Source organism: Pseudomonas sp. NPDC087697 (assembly GCF_044743155.1).
Classification (GTDB): Bacteria; Pseudomonadota; Gammaproteobacteria; order Pseudomonadales; family Pseudomonadaceae; genus Aquipseudomonas.
Genome location: NZ_JBIUVW010000049.1, coordinates 23,566 through 47,315, shown reverse-complemented (window position 1 = coordinate 47,315; position 23,750 = coordinate 23,566). Strand labels below are relative to the sequence as shown.

23 protein-coding genes and 1 pseudogene are annotated in these 23,750 nt (G+C 59.0%); 12 read left to right on the top strand and 12 right to left on the bottom strand.

What is annotated here, in order from left to right:
* Positions 1-194: 194 nt before the first annotated feature.
* From ACIPIN_RS25235 to ACIPIN_RS25225, 3 genes are read left to right on the top strand one after another with little or no spacing between them, the layout of a single operon-like run.
* Positions 195-854: a paraquat-inducible protein A gene (locus ACIPIN_RS25235; protein ID WP_123424919.1), complete on the top strand. Its 660-nt coding sequence runs from the start codon at positions 195-197 to the stop codon at positions 852-854.
* Complete coding sequence (locus tag ACIPIN_RS25230; protein ID WP_401123475.1) at positions 841-1,464, top strand: paraquat-inducible protein A; 624 nt, start codon at positions 841-843, stop codon at positions 1,462-1,464. The genes ACIPIN_RS25235 and ACIPIN_RS25230 overlap by 14 nt, the downstream gene beginning before the upstream one ends.
* A complete protein-coding gene (locus tag ACIPIN_RS25225; protein ID WP_401123472.1) occupies positions 1,457-3,760 on the top strand; it encodes an MlaD family protein in 2,304 nt (767 codons plus the stop codon). Before ACIPIN_RS25230 ends, ACIPIN_RS25225 begins: the two co-directional genes overlap by 8 nt.
* 75 nt (positions 3,761-3,835) lie before the next feature.
* Here ACIPIN_RS25225 and mksF read toward each other — a convergent pair whose 3' ends face one another.
* Genes mksF through mksB form a run of 3 tightly spaced genes read right to left on the bottom strand, consistent with a single transcriptional unit; the run spans position 3,836 to position 8,641 of the window.
* On the bottom strand, positions 3,836-6,676 hold the full coding sequence (gene mksF, locus ACIPIN_RS25220) for an Mks condensin complex protein MksF (protein ID WP_401123470.1): 2,841 nt from the start codon (positions 6,674-6,676) through the stop codon (positions 3,836-3,838).
* Positions 6,673-7,374, bottom strand: coding sequence for an Mks condensin complex protein MksE (gene mksE, locus ACIPIN_RS25215; protein WP_401123468.1), 702 nt, complete (start codon positions 7,372-7,374; stop codon positions 6,673-6,675). The genes mksF and mksE overlap by 4 nt, the downstream gene beginning before the upstream one ends.
* The gene (gene mksB, locus ACIPIN_RS25210; protein ID WP_401123465.1) at positions 7,364-8,641 is read right to left on the bottom strand and encodes an Mks condensin complex protein MksB; all 1,278 of its coding nucleotides are present in this window, start codon (positions 8,639-8,641) and stop codon (positions 7,364-7,366) included. Before mksB ends, mksE begins: the two co-directional genes overlap by 11 nt.
* Positions 8,642-8,858: 217 nt before the next feature.
* On the opposite strand from mksB, the gene ACIPIN_RS25205 reads away from it, so the two are divergent.
* Together ACIPIN_RS25205 and rimI are read left to right on the top strand one after the other, a co-directional pair.
* A complete protein-coding gene (locus tag ACIPIN_RS25205) occupies positions 8,859-9,605 on the top strand; it encodes an energy transducer TonB (RefSeq protein ID WP_401123480.1) in 747 nt (248 codons plus the stop codon).
* A complete protein-coding gene (rimI, locus tag ACIPIN_RS25200; RefSeq protein ID WP_401123463.1) occupies positions 9,598-10,050 on the top strand; it encodes a ribosomal protein S18-alanine N-acetyltransferase in 453 nt (150 codons plus the stop codon). Before ACIPIN_RS25205 ends, rimI begins: the two co-directional genes overlap by 8 nt.
* 140 nt (positions 10,051-10,190) lie before the next feature.
* On the opposite strand, the gene ACIPIN_RS25195 is transcribed toward rimI, so the two are convergent.
* A complete protein-coding gene (locus ACIPIN_RS25195; protein ID WP_401123460.1) occupies positions 10,191-10,595 on the bottom strand; it encodes a serine kinase/phosphatase in 405 nt (134 codons plus the stop codon).
* A 152-nt stretch (positions 10,596-10,747) separates the two neighbouring features.
* Here ACIPIN_RS25195 and can point away from each other — a divergent pair, with 152 nt between their 5' ends.
* Positions 10,748-11,392 carry a carbonate dehydratase gene (gene can / locus ACIPIN_RS25190; RefSeq protein ID WP_401123457.1) on the top strand — a complete coding sequence of 215 codons (645 nt, stop codon included), beginning with the start codon at positions 10,748-10,750 and terminating at the stop codon, positions 11,390-11,392.
* Positions 11,393-11,413: 21 nt separating this feature from the next.
* Here can and ACIPIN_RS25185 read toward each other — a convergent pair whose 3' ends face one another.
* From ACIPIN_RS25185 to ACIPIN_RS25170, 4 genes are all read right to left on the bottom strand, one after another.
* On the bottom strand, positions 11,414-11,935 hold the full coding sequence (locus tag ACIPIN_RS25185; RefSeq protein ID WP_401123456.1) for a lysine methyltransferase: 522 nt from the start codon (positions 11,933-11,935) through the stop codon (positions 11,414-11,416).
* A 183-nt stretch (positions 11,936-12,118) separates the two neighbouring features.
* Entirely contained in the window at positions 12,119-13,285 is a 1,167-nt protein-coding gene (locus ACIPIN_RS25180; protein ID WP_401123454.1) for a hypothetical protein, read from the bottom strand.
* A 111-nt stretch (positions 13,286-13,396) separates the two neighbouring features.
* Positions 13,397-15,097: an acid phosphatase gene (locus tag ACIPIN_RS25175; RefSeq protein ID WP_401123452.1), complete on the bottom strand. Its 1,701-nt coding sequence runs from the start codon at positions 15,095-15,097 to the stop codon at positions 13,397-13,399.
* Positions 15,098-15,286: 189 nt separating this feature from the next.
* Positions 15,287-16,705 (bottom strand): short-chain fatty acid transporter, encoded by a 1,419-nt coding sequence (locus ACIPIN_RS25170; protein WP_401123450.1) that lies wholly within the window; start codon positions 16,703-16,705, stop codon positions 15,287-15,289.
* Positions 16,706-16,908: 203 nt separating this feature from the next.
* Between ACIPIN_RS25170 and ACIPIN_RS25165 the strand changes: the two genes are divergently transcribed.
* On the top strand, positions 16,909-18,225 hold the full coding sequence (locus ACIPIN_RS25165) for an MFS transporter (RefSeq protein ID WP_401123448.1): 1,317 nt from the start codon (positions 16,909-16,911) through the stop codon (positions 18,223-18,225).
* Between the two features lie 6 nt (positions 18,226-18,231).
* On the opposite strand, the gene ACIPIN_RS25160 is transcribed toward ACIPIN_RS25165, so the two are convergent.
* On the bottom strand, positions 18,232-18,747 hold the full coding sequence (locus tag ACIPIN_RS25160; RefSeq protein ID WP_401123446.1) for a RidA family protein: 516 nt from the start codon (positions 18,745-18,747) through the stop codon (positions 18,232-18,234).
* A 165-nt stretch (positions 18,748-18,912) separates the two neighbouring features.
* Between ACIPIN_RS25160 and ACIPIN_RS25155 the strand changes: the two are divergent.
* The 3 genes and pseudogenes from ACIPIN_RS25155 to ACIPIN_RS25145 all read left to right on the top strand — a co-directional run.
* A pseudogene (locus ACIPIN_RS25155) lies at positions 18,913-19,737 on the top strand (PAS domain-containing protein); the annotation flags it as partial.
* A gap of 108 nt (positions 19,738-19,845) precedes the next feature.
* Entirely contained in the window at positions 19,846-20,277 is a 432-nt protein-coding gene (locus ACIPIN_RS25150; RefSeq protein ID WP_401123478.1) for a methyl-accepting chemotaxis protein, read from the top strand.
* 116 nt (positions 20,278-20,393) lie between these two features.
* Complete coding sequence (locus ACIPIN_RS25145; RefSeq protein ID WP_401123443.1) at positions 20,394-20,975, top strand: flavin reductase family protein; 582 nt, start codon at positions 20,394-20,396, stop codon at positions 20,973-20,975.
* A gap of 27 nt (positions 20,976-21,002) precedes the next feature.
* Here ACIPIN_RS25145 and ACIPIN_RS25140 read toward each other — a convergent pair whose 3' ends face one another.
* Positions 21,003-21,371, bottom strand: a complete 369-nt coding sequence (locus tag ACIPIN_RS25140; RefSeq protein ID WP_401123440.1) for a cupin domain-containing protein — start codon at positions 21,369-21,371, stop codon at positions 21,003-21,005.
* A 75-nt stretch (positions 21,372-21,446) separates the two neighbouring features.
* Positions 21,447-22,256 carry an AraC family transcriptional regulator gene (locus ACIPIN_RS25135; protein ID WP_401123439.1) on the bottom strand — a complete coding sequence of 270 codons (810 nt, stop codon included), beginning with the start codon at positions 22,254-22,256 and terminating at the stop codon, positions 21,447-21,449.
* Positions 22,257-22,429: 173 nt separating this feature from the next.
* Between ACIPIN_RS25135 and ACIPIN_RS25130 the strand changes: the two genes are divergently transcribed.
* Both ACIPIN_RS25130 and ACIPIN_RS25125 read left to right on the top strand, forming a co-directional pair.
* Positions 22,430-22,783: a gamma-glutamylcyclotransferase family protein gene (locus ACIPIN_RS25130; protein ID WP_401123436.1), complete on the top strand. Its 354-nt coding sequence runs from the start codon at positions 22,430-22,432 to the stop codon at positions 22,781-22,783.
* Between the two features lie 94 nt (positions 22,784-22,877).
* Positions 22,878-23,306 (top strand): molybdopterin-binding protein, encoded by a 429-nt coding sequence (locus ACIPIN_RS25125; RefSeq protein ID WP_401123433.1) that lies wholly within the window; start codon positions 22,878-22,880, stop codon positions 23,304-23,306.
* A 72-nt stretch (positions 23,307-23,378) separates the two neighbouring features.
* Here the strand turns inward: ACIPIN_RS25125 and ACIPIN_RS25120 are convergent, their stop codons facing one another.
* The gene (locus ACIPIN_RS25120) at positions 23,379-23,750 is read right to left on the bottom strand and encodes a type II toxin-antitoxin system HigA family antitoxin (protein ID WP_401123431.1); all 372 of its coding nucleotides are present in this window, start codon (positions 23,748-23,750) and stop codon (positions 23,379-23,381) included.

Genomic DNA, 23,750 nt, shown 5'->3' with positions numbered 1-23,750 from the left:
GGTAGTGTGGGGTTTCCCCATGTGAGAGTAGGTCATCGTCAAGATTAAATTCCGAAACCCCTATCTGCGTATGCAGGTAGGGGTTTTGTTTTGCCCGCAGGAAAGTTTCATTTCAGGATTGAAACAAAATTGCACAGTTATTTTTCGGTCAGAACACTAAAATAGAGCCCTTATTTTCAGAACCTGAGCCCTTTATGCCAGATCCGGTTGACGCCCCAGGGCTGTCAGATTTACCGCTGGACGACTTGGTGGCGTGTCATGAATGCGACTTGCTGATGCGCAAGCCGCAACTCGCTCATGGTGAGAAAGCCCTATGTCCGCGCTGTGGTTATGAGCTCTACGCTCACCGGCACAATGTCGTGGAGCGTAGCCTCGCACTAGTGATCGCCGCGTTGCTGTTGTACGTGCCCGCGAACTTTTTACCCATCATGCAGCTCCATCTACTCGGACAGTCGTCGCACGACACTGTCTGGAGTGGCGTCGTTGGCCTGTTCGACACTGGAATGCAAGGCGTAGCAGTGGTGGTGTTCCTGTGCAGCATGGGGATCCCCCTGCTCAAGTTGCTCTGTCAGTTGCTGGTATTGCTGAGCGTTCGTTTTGATGTTGGACGCAGCTATGGCTTGCTGCTCTATCGCATTTATCACCATCTACGCGATTGGGGAATGCTCGAGGTCTATTTGATGGGCGTGCTGGTGGCTATCGTCAAACTGGCTGACCTTGCCTCGATAACGGTTGGCTTGGGCTTGGCGTGCTTTATCAGTTTGCTATTGGTTCAGGTCTGGCTAGAGGTGGTGATGTCACCTCATCAAATCTGGCAGGCGTTGTCAGGAGAGGATGTTCATGCGGGCGATTGATGCAGGCATTCTGATTTGTATCGAATGCCATGAGCTGAACAAGCAGGAACCGGACACCGACGAGCAGACATGCACCCGCTGTGGGGCACTGGTTCATGCACGGCGTCCCAATAGTCTGATGCGTACCTGGGCGTTGCTGGTTACTGCGGCGATTCTCTATATACCCGCCAATGTGTTGCCGATCATGACCGTCAGCACGTTAGGACAGGGTGAAGGAGATACCATCATGTCCGGCGTGATCACCCTGGTTCAGCACGGGATGTTTCCGATTGCTGCTGTAGTGTTTGTCGCCAGTATTCTGGTGCCGACCTTCAAATTGGTGGGTATCGCTTTGCTGCTGTTTTCGGTGCAGCGCCGTCAGCCGTTGTCCGCACGACAACGCATCGTGATGTATCGGTTTATCGAGTTCATTGGCCGATGGTCAATGCTGGATATTTTCGTGATCGCCATTCTGGTGGCGGTGGTGAACTTTGGTCGGCTTGCCAGTATCGAAGCGAATCTCGGTGCGGTGGCCTTCGCCAGCGTGGTGATTTTGACAATGCTTGCTGCAGTAACTTTCGATCCCCGACTGATTTGGGATAACACGGAGTCGGACGACGACCATGACTGATTTACCTAAAGCGAAAACTCGACCGGCTTCGAACTGGTCGGCCATTTGGGTTTTGCCTTTGATCGCCTTGATGATTGGCGGATGGCTGGGCTGGCGTGCCTACAATGAGACCGGTATTGAGGTTCAGGTTCGCTTTGAAAGTGGCGAAGGTATTCAGGCCAAAAAGACCGAGGTTGTCTACAAAGGTATGCCGGTCGGCAAGGTAAAAAGCCTGACGCTGGATGACGAGGGGAAAACCCGCGGGGTTATCGCCACCATCGAGATGAACAAGGATGTCGAGCAATACCTCAAGACCAGTACGCGCTTCTGGCTGGTGAAGCCGAGCGTCACCCTGGCCGGGATTACTGGTCTGGAAACGCTGGTCTCCGGAAACTATGTGGCAATCAGTCCGGGTGAAGGTGAGCCAAGCCGCAAGTTCACCGCCTTGACCAAAGAGCCACCGCTGTCTGACTTCAAGCCAGGCTTGCACTTGACCATCAAGGCTGACCGTCTGGGCTCCTTGAACCGTGGCAGTCCGGTGTTCTATAAGCAGATTCAGGTCGGTCAGGTGAAAAGTTACCAACTGTCTGAAGACCAGAACACCGTCGAGATCAAAGTCTTTATCGAACCTATTTACGCCAACCTGGTGCGCAAACATACGCGTTTCTGGAATGCCAGCGGGATCAGCATTGACGCCAACCTGTCAGGGGTGAAAGTGCGCAGCGAGTCGCTGGCCAGTATCGTTGCGGGCGGTATCGCCTTCGCCACGCCGGACAACCGCAAAGACAGCCCACCCACCGACCCTAGCTTGCCGTTTCGTCTCTACGAAGACTTCGATGCTGCTCAGGCCGGCATTCGTGTCAAAGTCAAACTCAGCGATTTCGAAGGCCTGCAGGCCGGCCGCACGCCCGTGATGTACAAAGGCATTCAGGTTGGTAACCTGAAAGCGCTCAAGATCGACCCGGACCTGTCCAGTGCGACGGCCGAGCTGACCCTTGATCCACTGGCCGAGGATTATCTGGTCACCGGGACTCAGTTCTGGGTGGTCAAACCGTCGATCTCGCTGGCGGGGATCACCGGGTTGGAAGCCTTGGTAAAAGGTAACTATATCGCCGTGCGCCCAGGCGACAAGGGTGGTGCGCCGCAACGCGAATTCGAGGCCCGGCCGAAGGCGCCGCCTCTGGATCTGCGCTCTCCAGGTTTGCACCTGGTGCTGTTCACTGAAAACCTCGGTTCGCTGGAAGTCGGTAGCCCGATTCTCTACAAGCAGGTCAAAGTCGGTTCGGTGCAGAGCTATCAGTTCTCTCGGACCAAAAAGCAGTTGGTCATCGGCGTACACATCGAGAAAGAGTACGAAGGACTGGTCAACGCCTCGACGCGATTCTGGAATGCCAGCGGGATTACCCTGACCGGCGGCCTCACGGGCGGGATTCAGGTCAAAAGCGAATCCCTGCAAAGCCTGATGGCCGGCGGTATTGCGTTCGAAACACCGCAAGCCACGGCACCATTGCAGAAGCGAATTCCTCGTTTCCGCTTGTTCGCCAACCGTGACGAGGCGAGCCAGAAGGGCGCGGTGGTCACGATCAGGGTTGATCGTGCCGACGGTTTGCGCACCGGCACGCCGATTCGCTTCAAAGGCCTGGACGTCGGCAAGGTAGAAAACGTCGACCTCAGTGATGACCTGCAATCGGTGCTGCTCACTGCACGCATCACCGAAGTGCCGGAGCGCATTGCCCGAGCTGGCAGCCAGTTCTGGGTGGTCAAGCCGGAGCTGGGCCTGATCAAAACGTCCAACCTGGAAACCCTGGTCACTGGGCAATACATTGAGGTTCAGCCCGCTGCGAAAAACCTTGGGCCACAGAAGAACTTCGTGGCGCTGGCCAATCCTCCGGAGTCCGCCAAGGAAGAGGCCGGGTTGAGTCTGGTGTTGAGCGCGGCTCGCCGTGGTTCGCTGAAAACCGGAGTGCCGGTGACTTATCGTGAAATCACCGTCGGCAAGGTGACCGGCTATGAACTGGGTCAAACTGCGGATCGCGTGTTGGTCCATATCCTGATCGAGCCGAAGTACGCGCCGTTGGTACGCAGTGGAACGCGCTTCTGGAACACCAGCGGCTTTGGCCTGGACTTTGGCCTGTTCAAAGGCGCAACGGTGCGGACCGAGTCGCTGGAGACGCTGATTCAGGGCGGTATTGCATTCGCCACACCGGAAGGTGACCGTATGGGTAGCCCTGCACGACCTGAGCAAACGTTCCCGCTGTTCGATAAGTTCGAGGACGAGTGGCTGGTCTGGGCACCGAAGATTTCACTCGGCAAATAACCCGCAACGGCAAGCATAAAAAAGGCCGCGATCCATTGGATCGCGGCCTTTTTCGTTACCACACCGGTGAAAGGATCAGACCGCGTCCAGTTCCGGCTCGGTCGACTCAACCTTGACCGCCGCTTTCACCTCGTCATGCCGGCGAATGTACTTCCAGTCGGCCTCGTCGATGTAGATACCGTGCGGTCCGCTGCCACCTTCCAGGTCGATGGCGACACTGGCGCAGACCTGCGGCTTCACACTGGCGAGGATCGGCACGAAGCCCAGTTGCAGGCTGGTTTCCAGCAAGGCTGCCTGGTTCTTCTCGTCGATGTCCGCCGCTTCGTCGAGGTAGTACGGCAAGCGCACGCGCCCGGCCTGGTCGCGGTCCATCAAGTGCAACAACAAGTACATGTTGGTCAGCGCCTTGATGGTCATGGTGGTGCCGTTGGACGCCGCGCCATCGATGTCGGTGTGAATCACCGGCTGACCGTTGACCTTGGTGATTTCGAACGCCAGCTCGAACAGATCCTTCAGGCCGAGCTGGTTGTGGTTCGCCGCCACCAGACGCGCCAGGTATTCCTTGGCCTCTTCGTTCTTGTTGTCCTGATCGGCGCTTTGGCTCAGGTCGAACACCGACAGGGTTTCGCCTTCTTCATATTGACCGGCGCTGTGGATGATCTGGTCGATATGCTTGAGGGCTTCCTTGTTCGGCGCCAGCACGATGCGGAAGCTTTGCAGGTTGGACACCTGACGCTTGTTGATCTCGCGGTTGAACAACGCCAGTTGATGCTCAAGGCTATCGTAGTCGCTGCGAATGTTACGCAGGGTCCGGGCGATGTCGGTGACCGCGGCACGGCGTGCCTTGCCAAGGGTCAGGGCTTCGTCGGTGCGGTGCGCGTAAGCGTTGATCAGCAATTGCAGACGACGTTCGACATCGTCTTCGCTGTCGAACTTGGCCACGCCCTTGAGGCGAACCTGTGCGTAAAGCGCTTCGATCTGCCCGTCGACCCGTAGCAGGCCTTGCCAGCTGTCCTGATAGTCATTGAGTAGCGGCAGCAGGTTGTCCATGGAATCGTCGATCGGGTCCATGAACGGCGTACCGAACGGCAGGTCTGCGGGCAACAGCTGACGGCGGCGCAGGGCGTCGTCGAGGGTGCGTTGCTTGGCTTCCATGTCGCCGATCTGCCGGCCGACCAGTTGCAGCTTGGCCGACAGTTGCTGGACGCGTTCGGTGAAGGCATCGCTGGAACGCTTCAACTCGTCCTGCGCGGCTTCCATCTGCGCCAGTTGTTCTAGCTTGTCGCCTTCTTCGGCGCTCAGGGTTTGCGAGCGACGGAAGTCTTCCAGGGCTTTTTGCGCATCCAGCACTTGCTGGTACAGCGCTTCGGTCTGGGTTTTGCTGGCCGCGCGGTCCGCCGCGACGGCTGCTTGAGTTTTCAGTTGCTTGAGTTCTTTGTCCAGACGCTCTTTCTGATCGCGCAACGCGGCGCGATCAGCCAGCGCTTGCAGGGCCGGCGGCTCGATGTGCGACAGGTCGATGGACAGGCCCGGCACTTCGAAGCGTTCGCCTTTGAAGCCGTCGAGGATCAGCTCCATGGATTTGACCCACTGACCGTCCTCGTCCAGCGCAATGCCATGTTCGCCCAGCGGCAGGCTGAACAGCGCACTGTTGAACAGACGCATCAGGCGTTCGACGTCCTGTTGCGAGAACTCTTCGCGCAAGCGGGCGTAGCTGTTGTTGTCGGCGTGATCGAGTTGCTGCTTGACCGACTTCAGGCGTTTTTCCAGATCCCGCAGACGCTCTTCGAGGTCTTCGGCGGTGAACTGACGGGACTGCGCCAGTGCACCGGCCAGTTCATCGTGCGCGTCCTTGGCAGCGAGCAGTTGTTGCTCAAGCACCTTGACGTCATCGACCAGGGCGAAGCGATGCTTGAGCACCGACAACTCGCCGAGCCAGCGCTGGATGCCGGTGATTTCGCGCTCCAGGCGCATCAGTTCCTGAGTACCGCCGCGCTGATCGTTTTGCAGCGTGTCCTGCTCATTGCGGTAGTGTTCGGCCTGGATCGTCAGCTCTTCCTTGCGCGCACTGGCGTAGTCCGACCACGTGCCGAGCAACGAGTCGAGCAACGGCGAGATGCGGTGCAATTTGCCGCGCAGGATGTTGCGCTGAGTCACCCCGGCGGACAGTGCTTCGACCAACGGACCAGCGGTGACCAGCGAGTTGTAGTCTTGCTCCATGCGGCGCACGTCGCGGAAGGCTTCTTCGCACGCGGCGATGTAATCGACGCTACCGGAACGCAGGCTGTGTTCGAAGGCATCGAGGAACAACTGCTTGAGTTTGGCCGCAGTGATTTCGCGCATGTGCAGCAGGTTGATGAACAATGCGCGGAAGGTTTTCAGGCTCTGTTCGCTGGTGGAGCGCAGTGGGATCAGCGTCAGGTCCAACGGGACCGACGTGTGGCCACCCACCAGCAAACGACGCAGTTCGTCCGGCTTGAGTTCGTAGGCTTTAAGGCCTTCGCGCTCAAGGTTGGTGAACAGCTCTTTCTGGCGCAGGCAAGTATCGTTTTTCTGGTAATGGGCCAGGTCAAGTTTGCCGGCGTAGGCGAAGAACTGGTGACCGAAACCACCGCCTGGACCGCGTCCGACCACGCCAATGACGTGGGGGCCGTGGGGCAGGGCGACTTCGACCAGGATATAGCTGGTGTCCGTGGCGAAATAGAAACGCCGCGATTGTTCCAGGCTGTACTTGCCGAAGCTCATGTCCGACATGCGCGCCAGGATCGGGAACTGCAAGGCGTTGATCGAGGCGGATTTACCGAGGTTGTTCGCGCCGTAGACCGACAGCGGCTCTTCCAGAGGGAACAAGCCGAGGCTGTAACCCGCAGTGTTCAAAAGGGCAAAGCGGCGAATGCCGTAACGTTCCTTGCTCATGCGTCGAGCTCCTGTTCTTCGGCAATGGCGCGGGCCAGCGCGTCTTCTTCGCTGTCTTCCTCGAAGTCACTAAGGTCCAGTGGGTCATCGGTTTGCAGCAGTTTTTCGTCGCTGTCGTCATCGATCAGCACCGGCGCCGGCAATGGCAGCACGCTGTGCAAACTGGCGGCCAGGTCACGGTCTTGCTGGACCGACAGGCAAACGTCGAGGAAACGGTGCATCGGCGGCAGGAACCGGTAGATGCCGTTCTCTTCGCCAGCGAAACCCAGCTGAGTCATGCGGCGCATGATCTTTTCTTCCAGCTCTTCCTGGGTTTGTACTTCGGCCTGAATGAACAGGTCGCGGTATTTTTCCAGTAACGAAGGCAGTTCATCACGACCGAGGCTGCCACCATCAAGCACGGCGATCGGATCGCGACCCTGGTCGGCCAGGTGCTCGACGAGGATGAAGGTGAACAACGCCAGACGCTGGGCGGTCTTGTTCACCGCCGCAGCGGCGAGGTCCGGCACGAAGTAATAGAATCCGCGTGTATCGCAGACCAGTTCAAACCCCAAGGCCTTGAACAGCGTGCGGTACTGGTCCTGAAAGTTCGACAGCTGCGCGTACAGTTCTGGATCGCGACGGCTGACGTGGTAGCCCTTGAACAGCTCGCGAAAGATCGGCGCCAGTTGAGACAGTTCGGATAGATCAAGATGCATGAGGTGTGCTCGCAGAATGCTCGGGCGCGTCATCGCGGGCCGAGAGCAGGGCGAAGGAGCGCAGGCTGACCAGGTGCTCGTGAGTGTGGTAATCGCGGCGTTCCAGACGCTCGCGCTTGAAGCGTTTTTCCCGTGACAGGCGGGAGAACCAGTACAGCAACTCGTCGGTTGCGCCGTCCGGTTCCTGCTCCAGCAGCCAGGTCATCAAGTCCGGCATCGGCAGCGCATCTTCGCAGCGTTCGAGCATTTCTCGAACGGTGCGCGGTGCCCGTGGGGCTTCGCCTTTTTGCGTCTTGTGCGCTTTGGGGAAGCGCGCCGGTTTTGGTTCGAAACGCGCCAGTGCATAAACGTAGGCTTCGACCTGACTGGCACTGCCAAGGAAGGTGCTTTGCGGTCGGGTGAACATCGGCATCGCCGCTTGTGGCACCGCGTCGATGCCCTTGCGGCGGATCATCGACAGCGCCAGCGCCGCGCCACGGGTCACGGCGTTGTGCCGGCGGGCTTCTTCACGCAGCGGCAGCAACAGCTCGCGAGCGTGACGCAAGGTCAACTGGGCGCTGGTCTGCATTTCGAGGATGCGCGCATGGGTGCGCAACAGCATGTCGTCGTCGACCAGGTGGCCGAGGCGCTGTTGTTCGCTGAGCATGCGCAGCAGGACGTTTTCAACCTTGCGCACGCCTTGCTCGAAAGCGCCGTCGGCGTTGACCAACTGAATCATCGGCTCGACGTATTCGTCCCACGTTGCCAACACTTCGGCATAACGCTGACGCAACGGGATCTGCCGGTCGCTGGTCTTGGCCCGCTCGGCGACAGCTACCAGGGCCTGTTCGTCGTTGGCGAGTTTCTTCAGGACATCGCGTACGCGCATGTCGAGCAAACGCAGTTGGCGCGCCAGATCATTGCCATCACGGATGTCGAAGGCGTCCTGAATGTAGCCGGCCAGCCGCTCCAGATGGCGCAGGTAGGCTTCGATTTCCAGGCACAGGCCCAAGCGGTGCTCACGGCGCAGATAGGCGAGGAAGTCGTGAATCTGCGCGTTCAGTTCAAAACGGTTCGGGCTTTTGGCCACTGGAACCAGAATATCGAGGCGGATCCACACGTCCAGCAGGCTGGTGATGTCCTGTGGCGTGCTGTCCAGTTGCTGGGCGGCCAGCTGTGAGCGCAGTTCGTTGAGGCTCAGGGTGCCTTGGTCGAAGTGCTCGCACAAAGGCTCCAGAAGTGCCCAGTGTTCGGCGAGGGCGCGCAAGACGCGCTTGGGTTCGATCATTGGAATGGCCGGCTGGTTGGCGATTAAAAGCAGCGATTGTACTGCATCACACGCGATGGGAATCACTCTCGGAGGATCGGCGGGACGGACAGTCGCTTTTCTATCGATCAACTGCGGGCGATCTTGAGCGAAGGGCGGTAGAATCCCTGCACTTTAGTTATCCACAAGTGGCCGACCTTTGCTTATCGAGTCCCGTCGCCGCGCCTATTTGACCGCCATGCAGGTGGTCAACTGGCTGCCGCGCACCGAATTGCCCTTTGCCGCACCGTCGCGGCCCGAGCTGCTGGAAGCGCCAGAGCCGTTGCTCGAGACGCCGATCGTGCCCGCTCAGGTTGCAAAAGCTGCCGTAGAGCCCGTGGCCAGGCCGGCCGAGCGGGTCAAGGTCGAAGTGCCACGCCCAACGCCTTCGGTCGTGCGCCCGGCGAGCAAGCCGGGCGAGGACGTCGAAGATGCTCCGCTCGTGGCCAAGGCGCCGCAAGTACCGCCGCCGCGTTTTGCCCTGCAATTGCTGCGTGCCGGCCGTTGCCTGCTGCTGGTGGAGTTACCCACAGGCGGTGCGTTCCAGACTCGCGACCCGGCCTATTTGCTGCTCAAGGACATGCTGCGCGCCGCCGGCCTGCCGGACAGCCCGCAAATTGTTGGCGAACCTGTCCGCTGGCCGTTGCTGGTGCGTGGAACGATGGATCAAGGTCCGGAAGCCGCTCGCGATTTCGTTCAAGGCTTCCTTTCGGCTCGCCTGGAAGACGCACCTTGCGTGTGCCTGTGGTTGATCGGTCTGCCGGCGGTGCGTTTTGCCGGTGAGGCGAATGCTGAGTCCTACAATCGCGAACTTCAGGTCGAAGGCCTGGGGTCGGTCTGGGCGCTGCCTGGCCTGGAATTATTAATGGAAGAGCCACAGCGTAAGGCTGATGTCTGGCAAGCCATGCGTCGGCTGATGGCGCGCTGGAAAGAATCAAATGAGTGACGCTGTATCGTTCCGCCCGATGACCGAAGCGGACCTGGACGCTGTACTGAAAATCGAATACGCGGCGTTCAGCCATCCCTGGACCCGCGGGATTTTTCTTGATGGCCTGGGCAAGTACCAGATCTGGCTGATGTTCGAAGGTCAGCAACAGGTTGGCCACGGCGTGGTGCAGATCATCCTCGATGAGGCGCATCTGCTGAACATAACGGTCAAGCCGGAAAGTCAGGGGCGCGGCCTTGGCCTGATGCTTCTTGAGCATCTGATGTCGATTGCTTACAAGGCGCAAGCCCGGGAATGTTTCCTGGAAGTGCGCGACAGCAATCGCGCAGCATTTCGCTTGTACGAGCGCTACGGTTTCAACGAAATCGGTCGCCGTCGCGATTACTACCCGGCGGTGGGCGGGCGTGAAGATGCAGTCGTCATGGCCTGTACGTTGGTGGATTGAGCCTTAAAAGCATCGTCGGAACGCCGCCCGGAGCAAGCTCGCTCCCACAGGGTTTATGTTGGCCACGGGGTTTGTGTTCGACACCCATCAAATGTGGGAGCGAGCTTGCTCGCGATGACGGTCTTTCAGGCGCCACAGGATTACCGATTGCCATCAATCGGATCGCGCTCCGCCAGTTCAGCCTCATCCAGCCCGTTGCCGCCGCCGATCTCGTCCTCATCGACAATGCTCAAGTCCCAATCAGCCTGTTCGCCTTCTCCGGCCTCATGGGCGTCACGGGCGCCATCTTCACGGATCAGGTTTCCCGGGCTCATGTCGTCATCGGTGGACTCGTCATCATCGGCCGAGTCCCCGGTCATACTCGTTTCACGTACGGGTTCGCTGGGCATTCGTTGCTCACGCTCGTGCTCGCGAGTCAGACCGCCGATTGTCTCGCTGGGTTCTTCTTCATCGAAATCCAGCTCGCGCATCGAGCCCATGCGGTCTTCGTTGTCGTCGATGGGCTCCGGTTGTACCGCGCCATAGGGACGTCGTGAATCAGTCATGGAAATTCCTCATAATATGGGGGCTTATACGGTGGACAGGCGTTACCCTTGAAGATTCCAAGGTATTTTCCGTTCGGCTACCTGCAACATCCGCGTGACCCCGACGGTCGGTTGTCTGTCAAAGCAACGCACCATTTTTGAGGCTTCAGAGCATGAACGAATTACAAGATCTGATTGATAACAACGAGCGTTGGGCCGATGCGATCAAGCAGGAGGATCCTGAGTTTTTCGCCAAGCTGGCGCGTCAGCAAGCCCCGGAATACCTGTGGATCGGTTGCTCCGACGCGCGCGTACCGGCCAACGAAATCGTGGGCATGTTGCCTGGCGACTTGTTCGTGCACCGTAACGTTGCCAACGTAGTGCTGCACACCGATCTCAACTGCCTGTCGGTGATTCAGTACGCAGTGGACGTGCTCAAGGTCAAACACATCCTGGTCACCGGTCACTACGGTTGCGGCGGTGTGCGCGCCTCGATGCAGGACCGTCAGTTGGGCCTGATCGATGGCTGGTTGCGCTCGATTCGTGATCTTTATTACGAGCACCGCGAAGAGCTTGGTCAATTGCCGACTGAAGAAGAGCAGGTCGACCGTCTCTGCGAACTCAACGTGATCCAGCAAGTGGCCAACGTCGGCCATACCAGCATTGTGCAAAATGCCTGGCACCGCGGGCAGAGCCTGTCGGTTCACGGTTGCATTTACGGCATCAAGGACGGTCGCTGGAAGAGCCTGAACGCGACCATCAGCGGTTTCGAGCAATTGCCGCCGCAATACCGTTTGCGCCCGGTCGGCGCCTTGTAAACAGCAGCGAGCCTCTGTTCATCAGGGGCAATGTCGATGGCAGTTTTTCAAGAACTTCTGACCTTCGGCGTTTGGCGGATCATCGTAGCCGGTGATCCAGCCACGGCAGTCGGGCGAGCCGCACTGACAGGCGAACTGACGCGTCAGTTTCTCTTCGGTGCTGGCGTAGTCCATGCACAGCACGCTGCCGGGTGCGATGTCCTTCAGCGCCCATAACCACAGTTCGCTCATGTCGAGAAAGACGTTCGGGTCGCAGGAATGCAGCAATAGCCCGGAAAAAAACGGGTCGTAGACGTGGATACCCGGTGCCAGTTGCAGTGTATGCAGTTGGCGAGCATGGGTCAGTAGTCCTGATACCCGGCAGATGCGACTGATGCGCAGGTAATTGTCCTGTGCTGTGATTGCCGCGCCGCGCCCATCGTCAGTCTGGATAACCGTGAAGTTCGCTCTTGAGGGGTAGCCTTGGCAGGTGCTGAGTTCTTCGTACGGGTAAATGCACTCGTTCAGCTGTGAACGAGCCTTGTCCTTGGTCTGGGGCTTCATAACGATCCTTGTCTGTTGGGCGCTGCGACCACCGGAGACTGGCGGTCCTGCCAGCCCTGCAGCACATGGGTACGCTCAAAGAGTCTCGCAAATGAAGCAGAGGGTCTACTGTCAGATCTGACAGTAGATAGAGGCTGCCTGCTGCGTAAGTGAATGCTTACACAGCAGGCATGCAACGCAGAATTACAGGTGAGTCGCAGCCAGTGCGGGTGCAGGCACCTTCAACTGGTCCAGTTGGGGTTTGATGTCCGGGGTCGAGCACTTGGCCGCAGCTTGCTCGGGCGTCAGATTGCGGATCGAGGTGTAGAACAACTCGCAGGTTTTCTCTTTCTGGGTCACTTGCCAGGTTTGCGTGCAGGTGTTGAGTTGTGTACTCGGGTCACTGGACGGTTTGCTGCCCATTCCCGCTTGCCAGCACGCCGCACTCAAATCCTGGCCCATCACCTTCAAACCCGCTGCATCGGCCTTGGCCTGATCGCCGTCATAGCTCGCCGGGTCGGCCGCATACCAGATGTAACTGGGGTGGTTGGAACCCAGCACCGGCACCTTCACACCCGGGGTTGGGATGATTTGTGCCAGACCCAACACGGCCACGGTCTGCCCATACTGCTCCTTGACCCAGTTACGCACCGGTGCACCGAACGCGACCATCGGCAAAGTCACGCCGCCGGCGGTTTGGCTGAATTGCTTGACCAGGGTGGTCTGGTAGTCCTTGAAGTAGCCATAGACCCCTTCCAGATCCTTGCCAGCGGTGGATGGGGCGGCAATCGGCGCGATATCGATGATGGTCTGGTAGGCCGGTGTTTGTTCGGCGGCGATGCCGTTGGCGGTCAGCAACGTTGCCCAGCGGTCGGTGGTCTTCGATTCCAGGTAATCCTGGGCCTGGGTCAGCGAATAGTCCGGTGGGAAATGCAGCAACTCGACGCTTTTACGGTTTTCCAGCGCCATGCCCAAGGGCAGGAACAGGTACCAGCTGTACGCCCACTTGCCGTCGGCATTCAGCTTGTTGGCGCCGGCGTGGGCCAGATCCCCGGCATCGAGCAATGCAGTCAGCAGTTTTGCGTAGTCCTTTGGCACGCCGCTGATATCTGCGTAGAGCTGGTTATTGTCGGTTTTTACCCGGACTTTTGCCGTTGTGTAGCCATCCCGCTGAACGCTTTGGGTCAGGTAGTGCTCGACTGTTTGCTCCAGCGTCCAGTTGCGATAGCAAATCACGTTGCAGTTGTTGGGGTAGGCGAACAGCTGCGTTACCCGTTCGGTACTGCCCAGTTTCAGGTCGGTATCGGCGTGGGCGGTGGCGCCCAAGGTAAGGGCGGCGAGGGTGAGGCTCAATCCTGCGAGTTTGAACATGCTCAGATCCTTATCAGCGTGAGCCCCCGGAAGCGAGGGCGGTTACATACTGAAACCACTTGTGCCGATAGGTCTAGTACCCACGCTAAAAGATCTCAAGTCAGAAAATAATCAGCCGGGAAAATGCAACGCATTGCTCAAATCACCCATCGGCTTCTGACCCCGTGCAATCATTGCGGTATCACGCTGCTTGATCCCGTCGAGCGTCTCAAGCTGGAACACCCGGGTGATCAACCGCAGGATCGACGCGGTGTCGTACACCGTGTGATCCACCGTGCCTTTGTGGGCGAACGGCGACACCACCAGCGCGGGCACCCGAGTGCCTGGGCCCCAGCGATCGCCTTGCGGCGGTGCAACGTGGTCCCACCAGCCGCCGTTTTCGTCGACGGTGACCACCACCACCATGTTTTTCCATTGTGGGCTTTCGCGCAGTACTTTCAGGGCGCGGACGATATGCCGGTCACCGGACGCGACATCGGCGTAACCGGCGTGCATGTTCAGGTTGCCCTGGGGTTTGTAGAAACTCACCGCCGGCAATTTCCCGGCTTCGGCATCGGCAAAAAACCGGTTGGTGCTCGACTCATCCCCCAAACCGCCATCGCGCAGGTGTTTGCTGCGTTCGGCCGGGTTTTCCGGGCCCAGTTGCTTGAAGTAGTTGAACGGCTGATGGTGATACTGGAAGTTGGGGATCTTCGGAATGCCGCCCGAATCCTTGAATTGCTCCAACGTCGCCTGCCAGGCGCCGGCGTACCAGGCCCAGTCGATGTTTTTCTTCGACAGCTTGTCGCCGATGTGTTCGTGGTTTTGCGGCACCAGCACGCTGGGCAGATCGGGTTTGGAGTATTCCGGGCGCTCCGGATCGCGGATCCAGGTCGGCCAATAAGGCGGAGCCATGGTGTTGACCGCATAGCCGTCCGGGGTCAGGGCGCTGGGGCCGAATTGCGGTGGACCGGTCATGGCGCTGGCCGGGGATTTCTCCAGCGGCTTGAGACGCGTATCGAGCGGGTCATCGCTTTGCAGGGAAGCAATTTGCGCCTTGGCCACCGAGTTGACGGCATCCGGGTAAAACGGCACGGCGGCACTGATCAGGTATTGATGATTGAGAAACGATCCACCAAACGTACCCTGGAAGAAGTTATCGCAGAGCACGAAATCCTGGGCGACGTCCCACAGGCGCAGGGAATAACGGCTTTGGGCGTAATGCCCCATGGTCAAGCCGCCCGAGTCGGCCCAGGCAACAAAACGGTCATTCTTGCCACCGTTGATCTGCATCTGGTTTTGATAGAACACGTGCCAAAGATCCCGCGTCACCAGGCCAAACGGCAAATCTTCGCCATTCGGACCCTTGAGGGCGTAGGGGGCGTTGGGCAAGTGTTCCTGGAATTGGGTTTCGTTCGGATAGGTCACGCCATCGAGAGTTTGCGGACCGATCTGCAACACGCCACCCCAGGCCGGCGGCAGGGTTTCCAGCAGGCTACCGTCACGGTCGCGCTGCTGATAATCCTCAGGCTTGAGCGCTGACAACGGTTTTTCAAGACCGGGGAAATTGCCGAACAGGTTATTGAAGCTGCGGTTCTCGGCGTAGATCACCACCACGGTTTTCACCTGATCGTGCAATGCCTTGTCCAGCTCGGCAGGCGACAGCGGCCGCTCATCCGGCTTAACCGGCGTGTCGCCATTGTTGCCGCACGCACTCAGCGTCGCGCCGACACCCAGGACTGCAACACCACCCAGAAAGCGCCGACGGCTGGTGTCGGTGGGGCTGTCGTCTGCTGGAGGTGGTGCATCGTTGCCGGTTTTGTCGTCGTTCATCCTGAATCCTGTTTTGCGGGAAAGTATTGCCGTATGTTTCGGCTGGACGCTAGCAGCGAGATATGACGGCGAGGTGACAAGCGGGTTTCAGCGCCAATTGGCGGGCGCCAAAAGTTACAGTCGGCGGCAATCGTGGAGAGGGAACTTGCTCCCTCTCCACACGTGTTGTGCGGTGCAGGTACCAGTGACCTACGGTATCACCGGCGCCACATATGTAAGCGTCGTCCCCAGCGCCCACAGCAGGAACAGTACCAGTGGCGTGTGCACCAACAACTGCACAAACGAAAACCCGATCAAGTCCCGCGCTTTCAAGCCGAGCACGCCGAGCAGCGGCAGCATGTAGAACGGGTTGATCAGGTTAGGCAGGGCTTCGGCGGCGTTGTAGATCTGCACGGCCCAGCCCAGGTGGTATTTGAGGTCATTGGCGACTTGCATCACGTACGGCGCTTCGATGATCCATTTACCGCCGCCGGACGGAATGAAAAAGCCGAGGATCGCCGAGTACACGCCCATCAGCAGGGCGTAGGTGTCGTGGGAGGCGATGCTGACGAAGAAGGTCGAGATGTGGTGCGCGAGGGTCTGGCCGTCGGCGCCTTTGACCACGGTCATCAGCGCGGCGATCGAGCCATACAGCGGGAACTGGATCATCACGCCGGTGGTGGTCGGCACCGCACGGGCCACCGCATCGAGGAAGCTGCGTGGGCGCCAGTGCAGCAGCGCCCCGAGCATCAGGAACAGGAAGTTGTAGGTGTTCAGGCCGGAGATCGCACTGATCGCCGGTTTAGTCGAAAACTCATGAAACAGCCATCCGGCCGCCAGCAGCACCAGCAAAATGGTCAGTATCGGGCTGTATTCCAGCCATTCGCCCGGACGGGTGCGTGGCTGTGGTGCCGGCATACTGAAGCTTGGGTCGATGCCGCAAGCCTTGGCGTCACGGGCGGAGTTCGGGCCGGGAGCGGTGGCGTAGGCGATGATCAACGAGACCACGATCAGCGCCAGCAACAGTACGCCGGACTGCCACAGGAAAATCGTCTGGGTGAACGGAATCATCCCGGTGATCGACAGGATCGAAGGCGGCAAACTGGCCGGGTTGGCCTGCAATTGCGCTGCCGACGAAGACAGCCCCAGCGCCCAGACTGCGCCGAGCCCCAGATAAGCGGCGGCACCGGCGGCGCGGTAGTCCATGCGCAAATCGGTGCGACGCGCGAGCGCACGCACCAGCAAACCGCCGAACACCAGCGACAATCCCCAGTTGAGCAACGACGCAACCATGGAAATCAGTGCGACCCAGGCCACGGCCGAGCGACCGTTTTTCGGGATGCGCGCCAGGCGGTCGATCAGCTTCACTGCCGGTGGCGAGCTGGCGACCACGTAGCCGCCGATCACCACAAAGGCCATTTGCATGGTGAACGGGATCAGGCTCCAGAAGCCGTCGCCGAAAGCCATCGCGGCATCGGTGGGTTTGGCGCCCATGGCCATGGTGGCGAGGGCAACGATAATGACGGCGAGTGCGGCAAACACCCAGGAGTCTGGAAACCAGCGTTCGGCAAAGTTTGAGCAGTGCAGGGCAAAGCGGGCAGAGCGGCTATCTTCGATATCAGCGGCCACGGGAGTTCCTCGATTTTTATGTTTATTGTGGTGCCAGCAGGGCCGCACAGGCCCTTGAGTTCAGACGCCAACAGTAAATTAATCAAGGTGTTTTTGCGGTGCTGTTTTGCGCACTTGGGACTATGGTCTAACGGGTTGTTCGATCGCGCTTTTGCGTAGACCATGGGCGTCATGATTTTTTTGCCTATTTCAGAGCCTGTTTTATGACTGCCACCCTTGATGCACGACCGACGCCGTTCACCCGGTCTGACTACAAGACTCTGGGTCTGGCGGCGCTCGGCGGGGCGCTGGAAATCTACGACTTCATCATTTTCGTATTTTTCGCCCTGACCCTCAGTCAGCTGTTCTTCCCACCGGAAATGCCCGAGTGGCTGCGCCTGCTGCAAAGTTTCGGGATATTTGTCACCGGTTACCTGGCGCGGCCGCTGGGCGGGATTCTGATGGCGCACTTCGCTGATCGGCTGGGGCGCAAGCGGGTCTTCAGTTTGAGCATCCTGATGATGGCGCTGCCGTGCCTGCTGATCGGGATCATGCCGACCTACGCCCAGATCGGCTATTTCGCACCGTTACTGTTATTGCTACTGCGAGTGCTGCAAGGCGCGGCGGTGGGCGGTGAAGTGCCGAGCGCCTGGGTGTTTGTCGCCGAGCACGCACCCGCCGGCCACCGGGGTTATGCCTTGGGCTTCTTGCAGGCTGGGCTGACCTTTGGTTACTTGATTGGTGCGTTGACCGCGACCTTGCTGGCGCAGGTATTTACCCCGACGGAAATCCTCGATTTCGCCTGGCGCTACCCGTTTCTGCTGGGTGGCGTGTTCGGGGTGATTGGCGTCTGGTTGCGCCGTTGGCTCAGTGAAACCCCGGTGTTCATGGCCATGCAGGCAAGTCGCGAGCTGCACGTCGAGCTGCCGCTGCGCACGGTGTTGCGTGAGCATCGACTGGCAATGCTGCCAGCGGTAATCCTCACCTGCGTGTTGACCTCGGCGGTGGTGACCTTCGTTGTCATCACCCCGACCATGATGCAGAAAACTTTCGGCATGACCGCCAGCCATACCTTCGCCCTGAGCAGTCTCGGTATCGTGTTTCTGAACATCGGCTGTGTGATCGCAGGTTTGATCGTCGACCGTATCGGCGCCTGGCGCACGGTAATGCTTTATAGCCTGCTGCTGCCATTGGGGATTGGCGTGCTCTACACCAGCCTGATTGGCGGTGCACAGTGGATTGGTGTGGCTTATGCCATTGCCGGTCTGAGTTGCGGGGTGGTCGGTGCGGTGCCTTCGGTGATGGTCAACCTGTTCCCGGCGCGGATTCGCGTCTCGGGGATTTCGTTCACCTACAACATTGCCTACGCCGTTTGGGCCAGTATCACGCCGTTGTTGCTGATCGGCCTGATGCCGTGGAGCCCGTGGATTTGCGTGATGTTCTGCGCGGTAATGGGGGCGGTAGGGATTAGCGCGGCGTTGTACTTCGGTTCACGCCTGTCGCAGGTCGGCCAGGGGGCTGGCGCGACCTGTTTCCCCTGAGGTGTTTCAATCGCAAGGGTCGTCTTCGCCAACCGGTGCTGGCTCAGGGTTGAGCGCGACGATCATGTCGACTTCGACCGAGGCGTTTTTCGGCAACTGGTACACGCCCACCGAGGTCCGTGTGTGCACACCGGTTTCGGCAAAAATCCGGTAAAGCACTTCCGATGCGCCGTCGGCGACTTCACTTTGTTGTGTGAAGTCGGCGGCGCTTTGCACGTAGACGTTAATGCGCAAGATTTTCTTGATGCGTTCGAGGTCGCCGAGCAACTGCGTGAGGATCGCCAATGCGCGCATCGTGCAGATCTGCGCGGCATGCCGGCCTTGTTCCAACGACACCTCGGCACCGACGCGGCCGACCACCATTACCGTATTGTCGATGCGTGGGATCTGTCCGCTGACATACACCTCATCACCGTTTTGCACCGCAGGCACATAGTTGCCGCCAATGCGCATTTCACCGTCAAAGCGGTGCCCCAACTGCTGGGCGATGTCTTCAAATAGCGCTTTGCGTGACTGATCCATGTGTCGATTCTCCTGTGGGTGGCGGTTGTGCAGGGCCGACTATAGCGCGTTGAATCACCGTTCAAAACGCCGGTTTTGAAGCGTTGCGGTGTGAATGATGGCGAGGTGCCAACTATTTTTGTAGGGCAACCTCGAAACACTCTTCAGAAATATTTTGTAAGGCCGATGGTTAGGCTAAAGGACGCTCTCAACCCTGCCCATCGGTGCATCGCCATGTTCAACAAACGCTTGAAGCAGGAGCTGTCGGCTCTTCGCGAGGAACTCTCCAGCCTTCAACAAGTGAAGGAAAGTCTGGAAAGCGAGATGCTCGTGCTCACCCTCGACCCTGACGGGCGGGTGCAATCGATTAACCAGAATTTCGCCCAGGAAATGCTCTACAAGGGCAATGACCTGATTGGCCGGCACATCGAAGATATCGTGCCGGGCCACGTCAAAACCGACGAGTTTCACCAGCGCTTCAAGAATGCCCTGACCCGTGGCGAGCACTTCGCGGGCACCGTGCGTTTGCTCAGAGGCAATGGTGACGAAGCATGGCTGCGTTCGATCTCACAGCCAATTCGTGGCGCGGACGGCCGGATCAAGCAGATTGCGATTTACTCCAGCGACCTGACCCGCACCATCGAAGCCTCGCGTGAACACGAGAACCTGATCGGTGCGTTGGTGCGTTCGACGGCGGTGATCGAGTTCGATCTCAACGGTAATGTGCTGGCGGCCAACGAACGGTTCTTGAACGGTATGGGTTACAGCCTGGCGCAGATCAAAGGCAAACATCACCGTACGTTTTGTGAGCCGGAGGAGTACAACAGCTCCGTGTACCAGGACTTCTGGCGACGTTTGAACGCCGGTGAGTTCGTGGCCGACCGCTTCAAACGTGTCGACAGCCACGGTCGGGTGGTCTGGCTCGAGGCGTCCTATAACCCTGTGCTCGATGCCAACGAGAAACTCTACAAAGTGGTCAAGTTCGCCACCGTGATCACTGATCAGGTCAATCAGGAACAAGCGGTCGCTGAAGCGGCGAACATCGCTTACAGCACCTCGTTGCAGACCGACAGCTGTGCGCAGCGCGGCACCGCTGTGGTCACTCAGGCGGTGGACGTGATGCGTGAACTGGCCAGGCACATGCAACAGGCCGGCGAAGGGATCGAAGCGCTGAACGAGCAGTCGCTGGTGATCGGCACCATCGTCAAAACCATCAGCGGTATTGCCGAACAGACCAACTTGCTGGCGCTCAACGCCGCCATCGAAGCGGCTCGTGCCGGTGAGCAGGGTCGAGGTTTTGCGGTGGTGGCGGATGAGGTTCGACAACTGGCTTCGCGCACCAGCAAAGCCACCGACGAAATCGTCGGTGTGGTGCGTCAGAACCAGGACATGGCGCGCGATGCCGTGGTACTGATGACCGACGGCAAACTCCAGGCCGAGCAAGGTTTGGCACTGGCCGCCGAGGCGGGCACGGTGATCGTCGAGATCCAGGACGGCGCGCAGAAAGTGGTCAACGCGGTCGGGCAGTTCGCCAATCAGCTGTCGACCTAAGCACGGTTCGAACGAGCCTGCCCTCGCGCTGAGGTGCAGGCTGCAATTTCGTTTCGCTCTGCACTACGTCCGAGCCTATACCGCTACAATTCGCTCTTTTTCAGGAGCAGACACCCATGAGCGTTTCCCATCGCCGTCCGGTTCCCCTGTCTAAAGCCTACCGTCTGCTCAACCATGGGCCAACCGTGCTGGTCAGCGCGGCCCACGATGGCAAGCGCAATATCATGGCGGCGGCCTGGGCCATGCCGCTGGATTTCGAACCGCCGAAAATCGCCGTGGTGCTCGACAAATCGACCTGGACTCGCCAGTTGCTCGAAGCGTCGGGCAGTTTCGTGCTGAACGTTCCCTGCGCGGCTCAGGCCGATATCGTACAAACCGTCGGCTCGACATCCGGTCTTGAACGGGACAAGTTCCAGGCCTATGGCCTGCAAACATTCGTCGCTGAACAGCTCGATGCGCCGATGCTCGAAGGTTGCGTGGCCTGGCTGGAATGTCGGCTGTTACCGGAACCGCACAATCATCAGCAGTACGACCTGTTCCTGGCTGAAGTGATTGTCGCCCAAGCCGACGAACGTGTATTCAGCGATGGACGCTGGCACTTTGAAGGGCACGATGCACTGCGCACGCTGCACCACGTTGCCGGTGGGCATTTCCTGAAAATTGGCGATCCGGTAGCCGGTAAAAACCTCGACGATTGAAGGCGGGAGTTCCCGTTTTCGACGCGATCAGATCCAAAGATCATTCTGCGCCGTACGCTCACCACCTTCGCTCCCGGTATTGAGCACGCCCTTGGGTTCGATCAGCAGCAGTTTGACTTCCTGATCGGCGAACGGTTTGTGCTCGACGCCCTTGGGTACTACGTACATTTCACCTAGGGACACCAGCACCTGACCATCGCGAAAATCGATGCGCAGTTGGCCTTCAAGGACGATAAACGTCTCGTCGGTGTCCTGATGGTCATGCCAGATGAAGTCTCCCAGCAGTTTCACCACTTTGAACTGGTAGTCGTTCATTTCGGCGATGACCCGCGGCGACCAGTGCTCGTTGATCTGCGCTAGCTTGTTGGCAAAACTCAGGCTTTGATACGGCTTCACGGCACGGCTCCCTTGGTGATTGTGAGCCCACGGTAGTCTGAGCGACCGCGCACTTCTTGCACGATTGTGCGTGGCTTACGAGCGATGCATTTTCATCCAGCGGGCGGGCGACAGGCCGTAGGTCTTGCCGAATTGGCGGGTCATGTGGCTCTGATCGCTGAAGCCGGCGATCAGCGCGGCGTTGGTCAGCGACTCGCCCTGAATCAACAACGAGCGCACCAGATCAAGGCGGCGCATGGTCAGGTAGCGGTAAGGACTGGTGCCGAACAGCAAGCGAAAGTCCCGAGACAGACTCCAGCGATCGCGTCCGCTGTGGTCGGCCAGTTGATCCAGGGTCACCGTTTGGTCGAGAGCACTGTGCATGAACTCGCGAGCGCGCTCAGCCGCCAGATAATCGAAACTCTGGCGATGCGCGGATACCCCCGATACCGCGCTCATGGTGTGCGCCAGATCAAACAGCGCATCCTGCTGCTCCAGTGGATCGAGAGGGCGATCGATGCTTTGCAGCAAAACCTCGGTTACGGCGAACAAGCGTGGATCGGTGGAAATGCCGGTCTTGATGAAAGGGAGTGGTTGGCCGCCGAGCATCTGCTGGATCAGTGCCGGCTCAACGTAAAGCATCCGATATTTGAAGCCGTCCTCGGTCCCGGCCTCGCCATTGTGAACTTCGTCCGGGTGCAACACCATGGTGCCGCCCGGCAGGCTATGCCGCCAGCCGCCGCGATACTGAAAACTTTGCACACCGGACAGCGTGCGGCCAATGGCGTAGGTGTCGTGACGGTGAAGGTCGTAACCATGACCGGAGAAAAACGCCTCGATACGCTCCAGCCCGCCCGAATCGGGAGCTCGCTGGAACCAGTCGGTGAGGTTTTTTTGCTTGCCCATGGGGAGTCTTCGTGGCCGGATGCTCGGTGACGAACACGGTAGCTCAGGTGCGGGTTGGCTGTCAGCCGGATAACCGGTTGGTTGATCCATATGCGATTGACACGGGAACTGAGTCTTTAACCGGCTCTGCTTGCCGTGTTAAGAAGCGCTACTCTTGGAAGCGAGGTTCGCTGATGACCAATTCAAGCAATACGCAGGTTTACCTGTTTTCCTACGGAACCCTGCAGGACAAAGCTGTGCAGCTTGCCAACTTCGGGCGCGAGTTGTCCGGCAGCGCGGACCAGATGCTCGGTTACGAGCAGTCCTGGGTGGAAATCACCGACCCCGAAGTATTGGCCACCAGCGGCAAGACTCACCATCCGATTTTGCGTCCCGGCGGTGCTGACAGTACGCCGATCCCGGGTATGGTGTTCCGGATCACGCCCGCGGAGTTGGCGGCCGCTGACAGCTATGAAGTCTCGGATTACAAGCGGGTCAGCGTGGTGCTGGCGTCCGGGATCGAGGCGTGGGTTTATGTGAGTGCCTGAGTCTGCAAGGCCAGGCTCGGCTTGAATGTTCTGAAGTTTTGCCGAATGATGCGCAAAGTTGTATACAAAAATTATCATACGAGGCAACAACGTCATGAAAGTCAGTGCGCGTAACGTTTTCAAGGGCACCATCAGTCGGTTGCAGGAAGGCGCGGTCAACGCCGAGGTTTCCCTGAAACTGTCCGGTGGCAACGAGCTGGTCGCCGTGGTGACCATGGAAAGCGTGAAGAGCCTGGGCCTGGCGGTCGGCAAAGTAGCGGTCGCGCTGGTAAAGGCACCGTGGGTGATGTTGATGACCGAATCCAGCGACATCCGTCTTTCGGCGCGTAACTGCCTGGAAGGTAAAGTCACCAGCGTCACCGATGGCGCGGTAAATGCCGAAGTGGTGATCCGGCTCGACGGCGGCTCCGAGGTCTATTCGATCGTCACTCGCGAAGCGGTTGCAGAGCTGGGACTGGCTCCTGGCGTTAGCGCCACGGCTGTGATCAAGGCATCGCACATCATTTTGGGCGTCCCGGCCTGATATCAGCGGCGTGCAGGGGCGGGCCAGGCCCGCCTCTGCGTTGCTGTCAGTTTCTCAGAGCGGCGCAACCGGTCAAATGCCTCTGACGGGTTTGATCAGGCTCTCTGCCGGAATCCCGAACAGTTCATGGAGTTTCCAGATCATCGGCAGCGTCAATGCCCGCTTGCCGTTCAGCACCTCATACACTCTGTTTGTCCGGCCAATGGCTGGCGCCAGATCAGCGGCAGACAACCCCGACTGTTCCATGCGAAATTTGATCGCATCGATCGGGTTGGGCAGGTCAACCGGGAACTGCTTCGCTTCATAGGCCTGAATGAGGGTGATCATGACGTCGAAGTAGTCACCTTCAGGCGTGCCCGGTTCAGGTTCGTTGTCAAATAGCGCAGACATTTCCTTGAGGGCTGTACGGTAGTCCTGTTCGGTGTGAATCGGACGAATATTCAT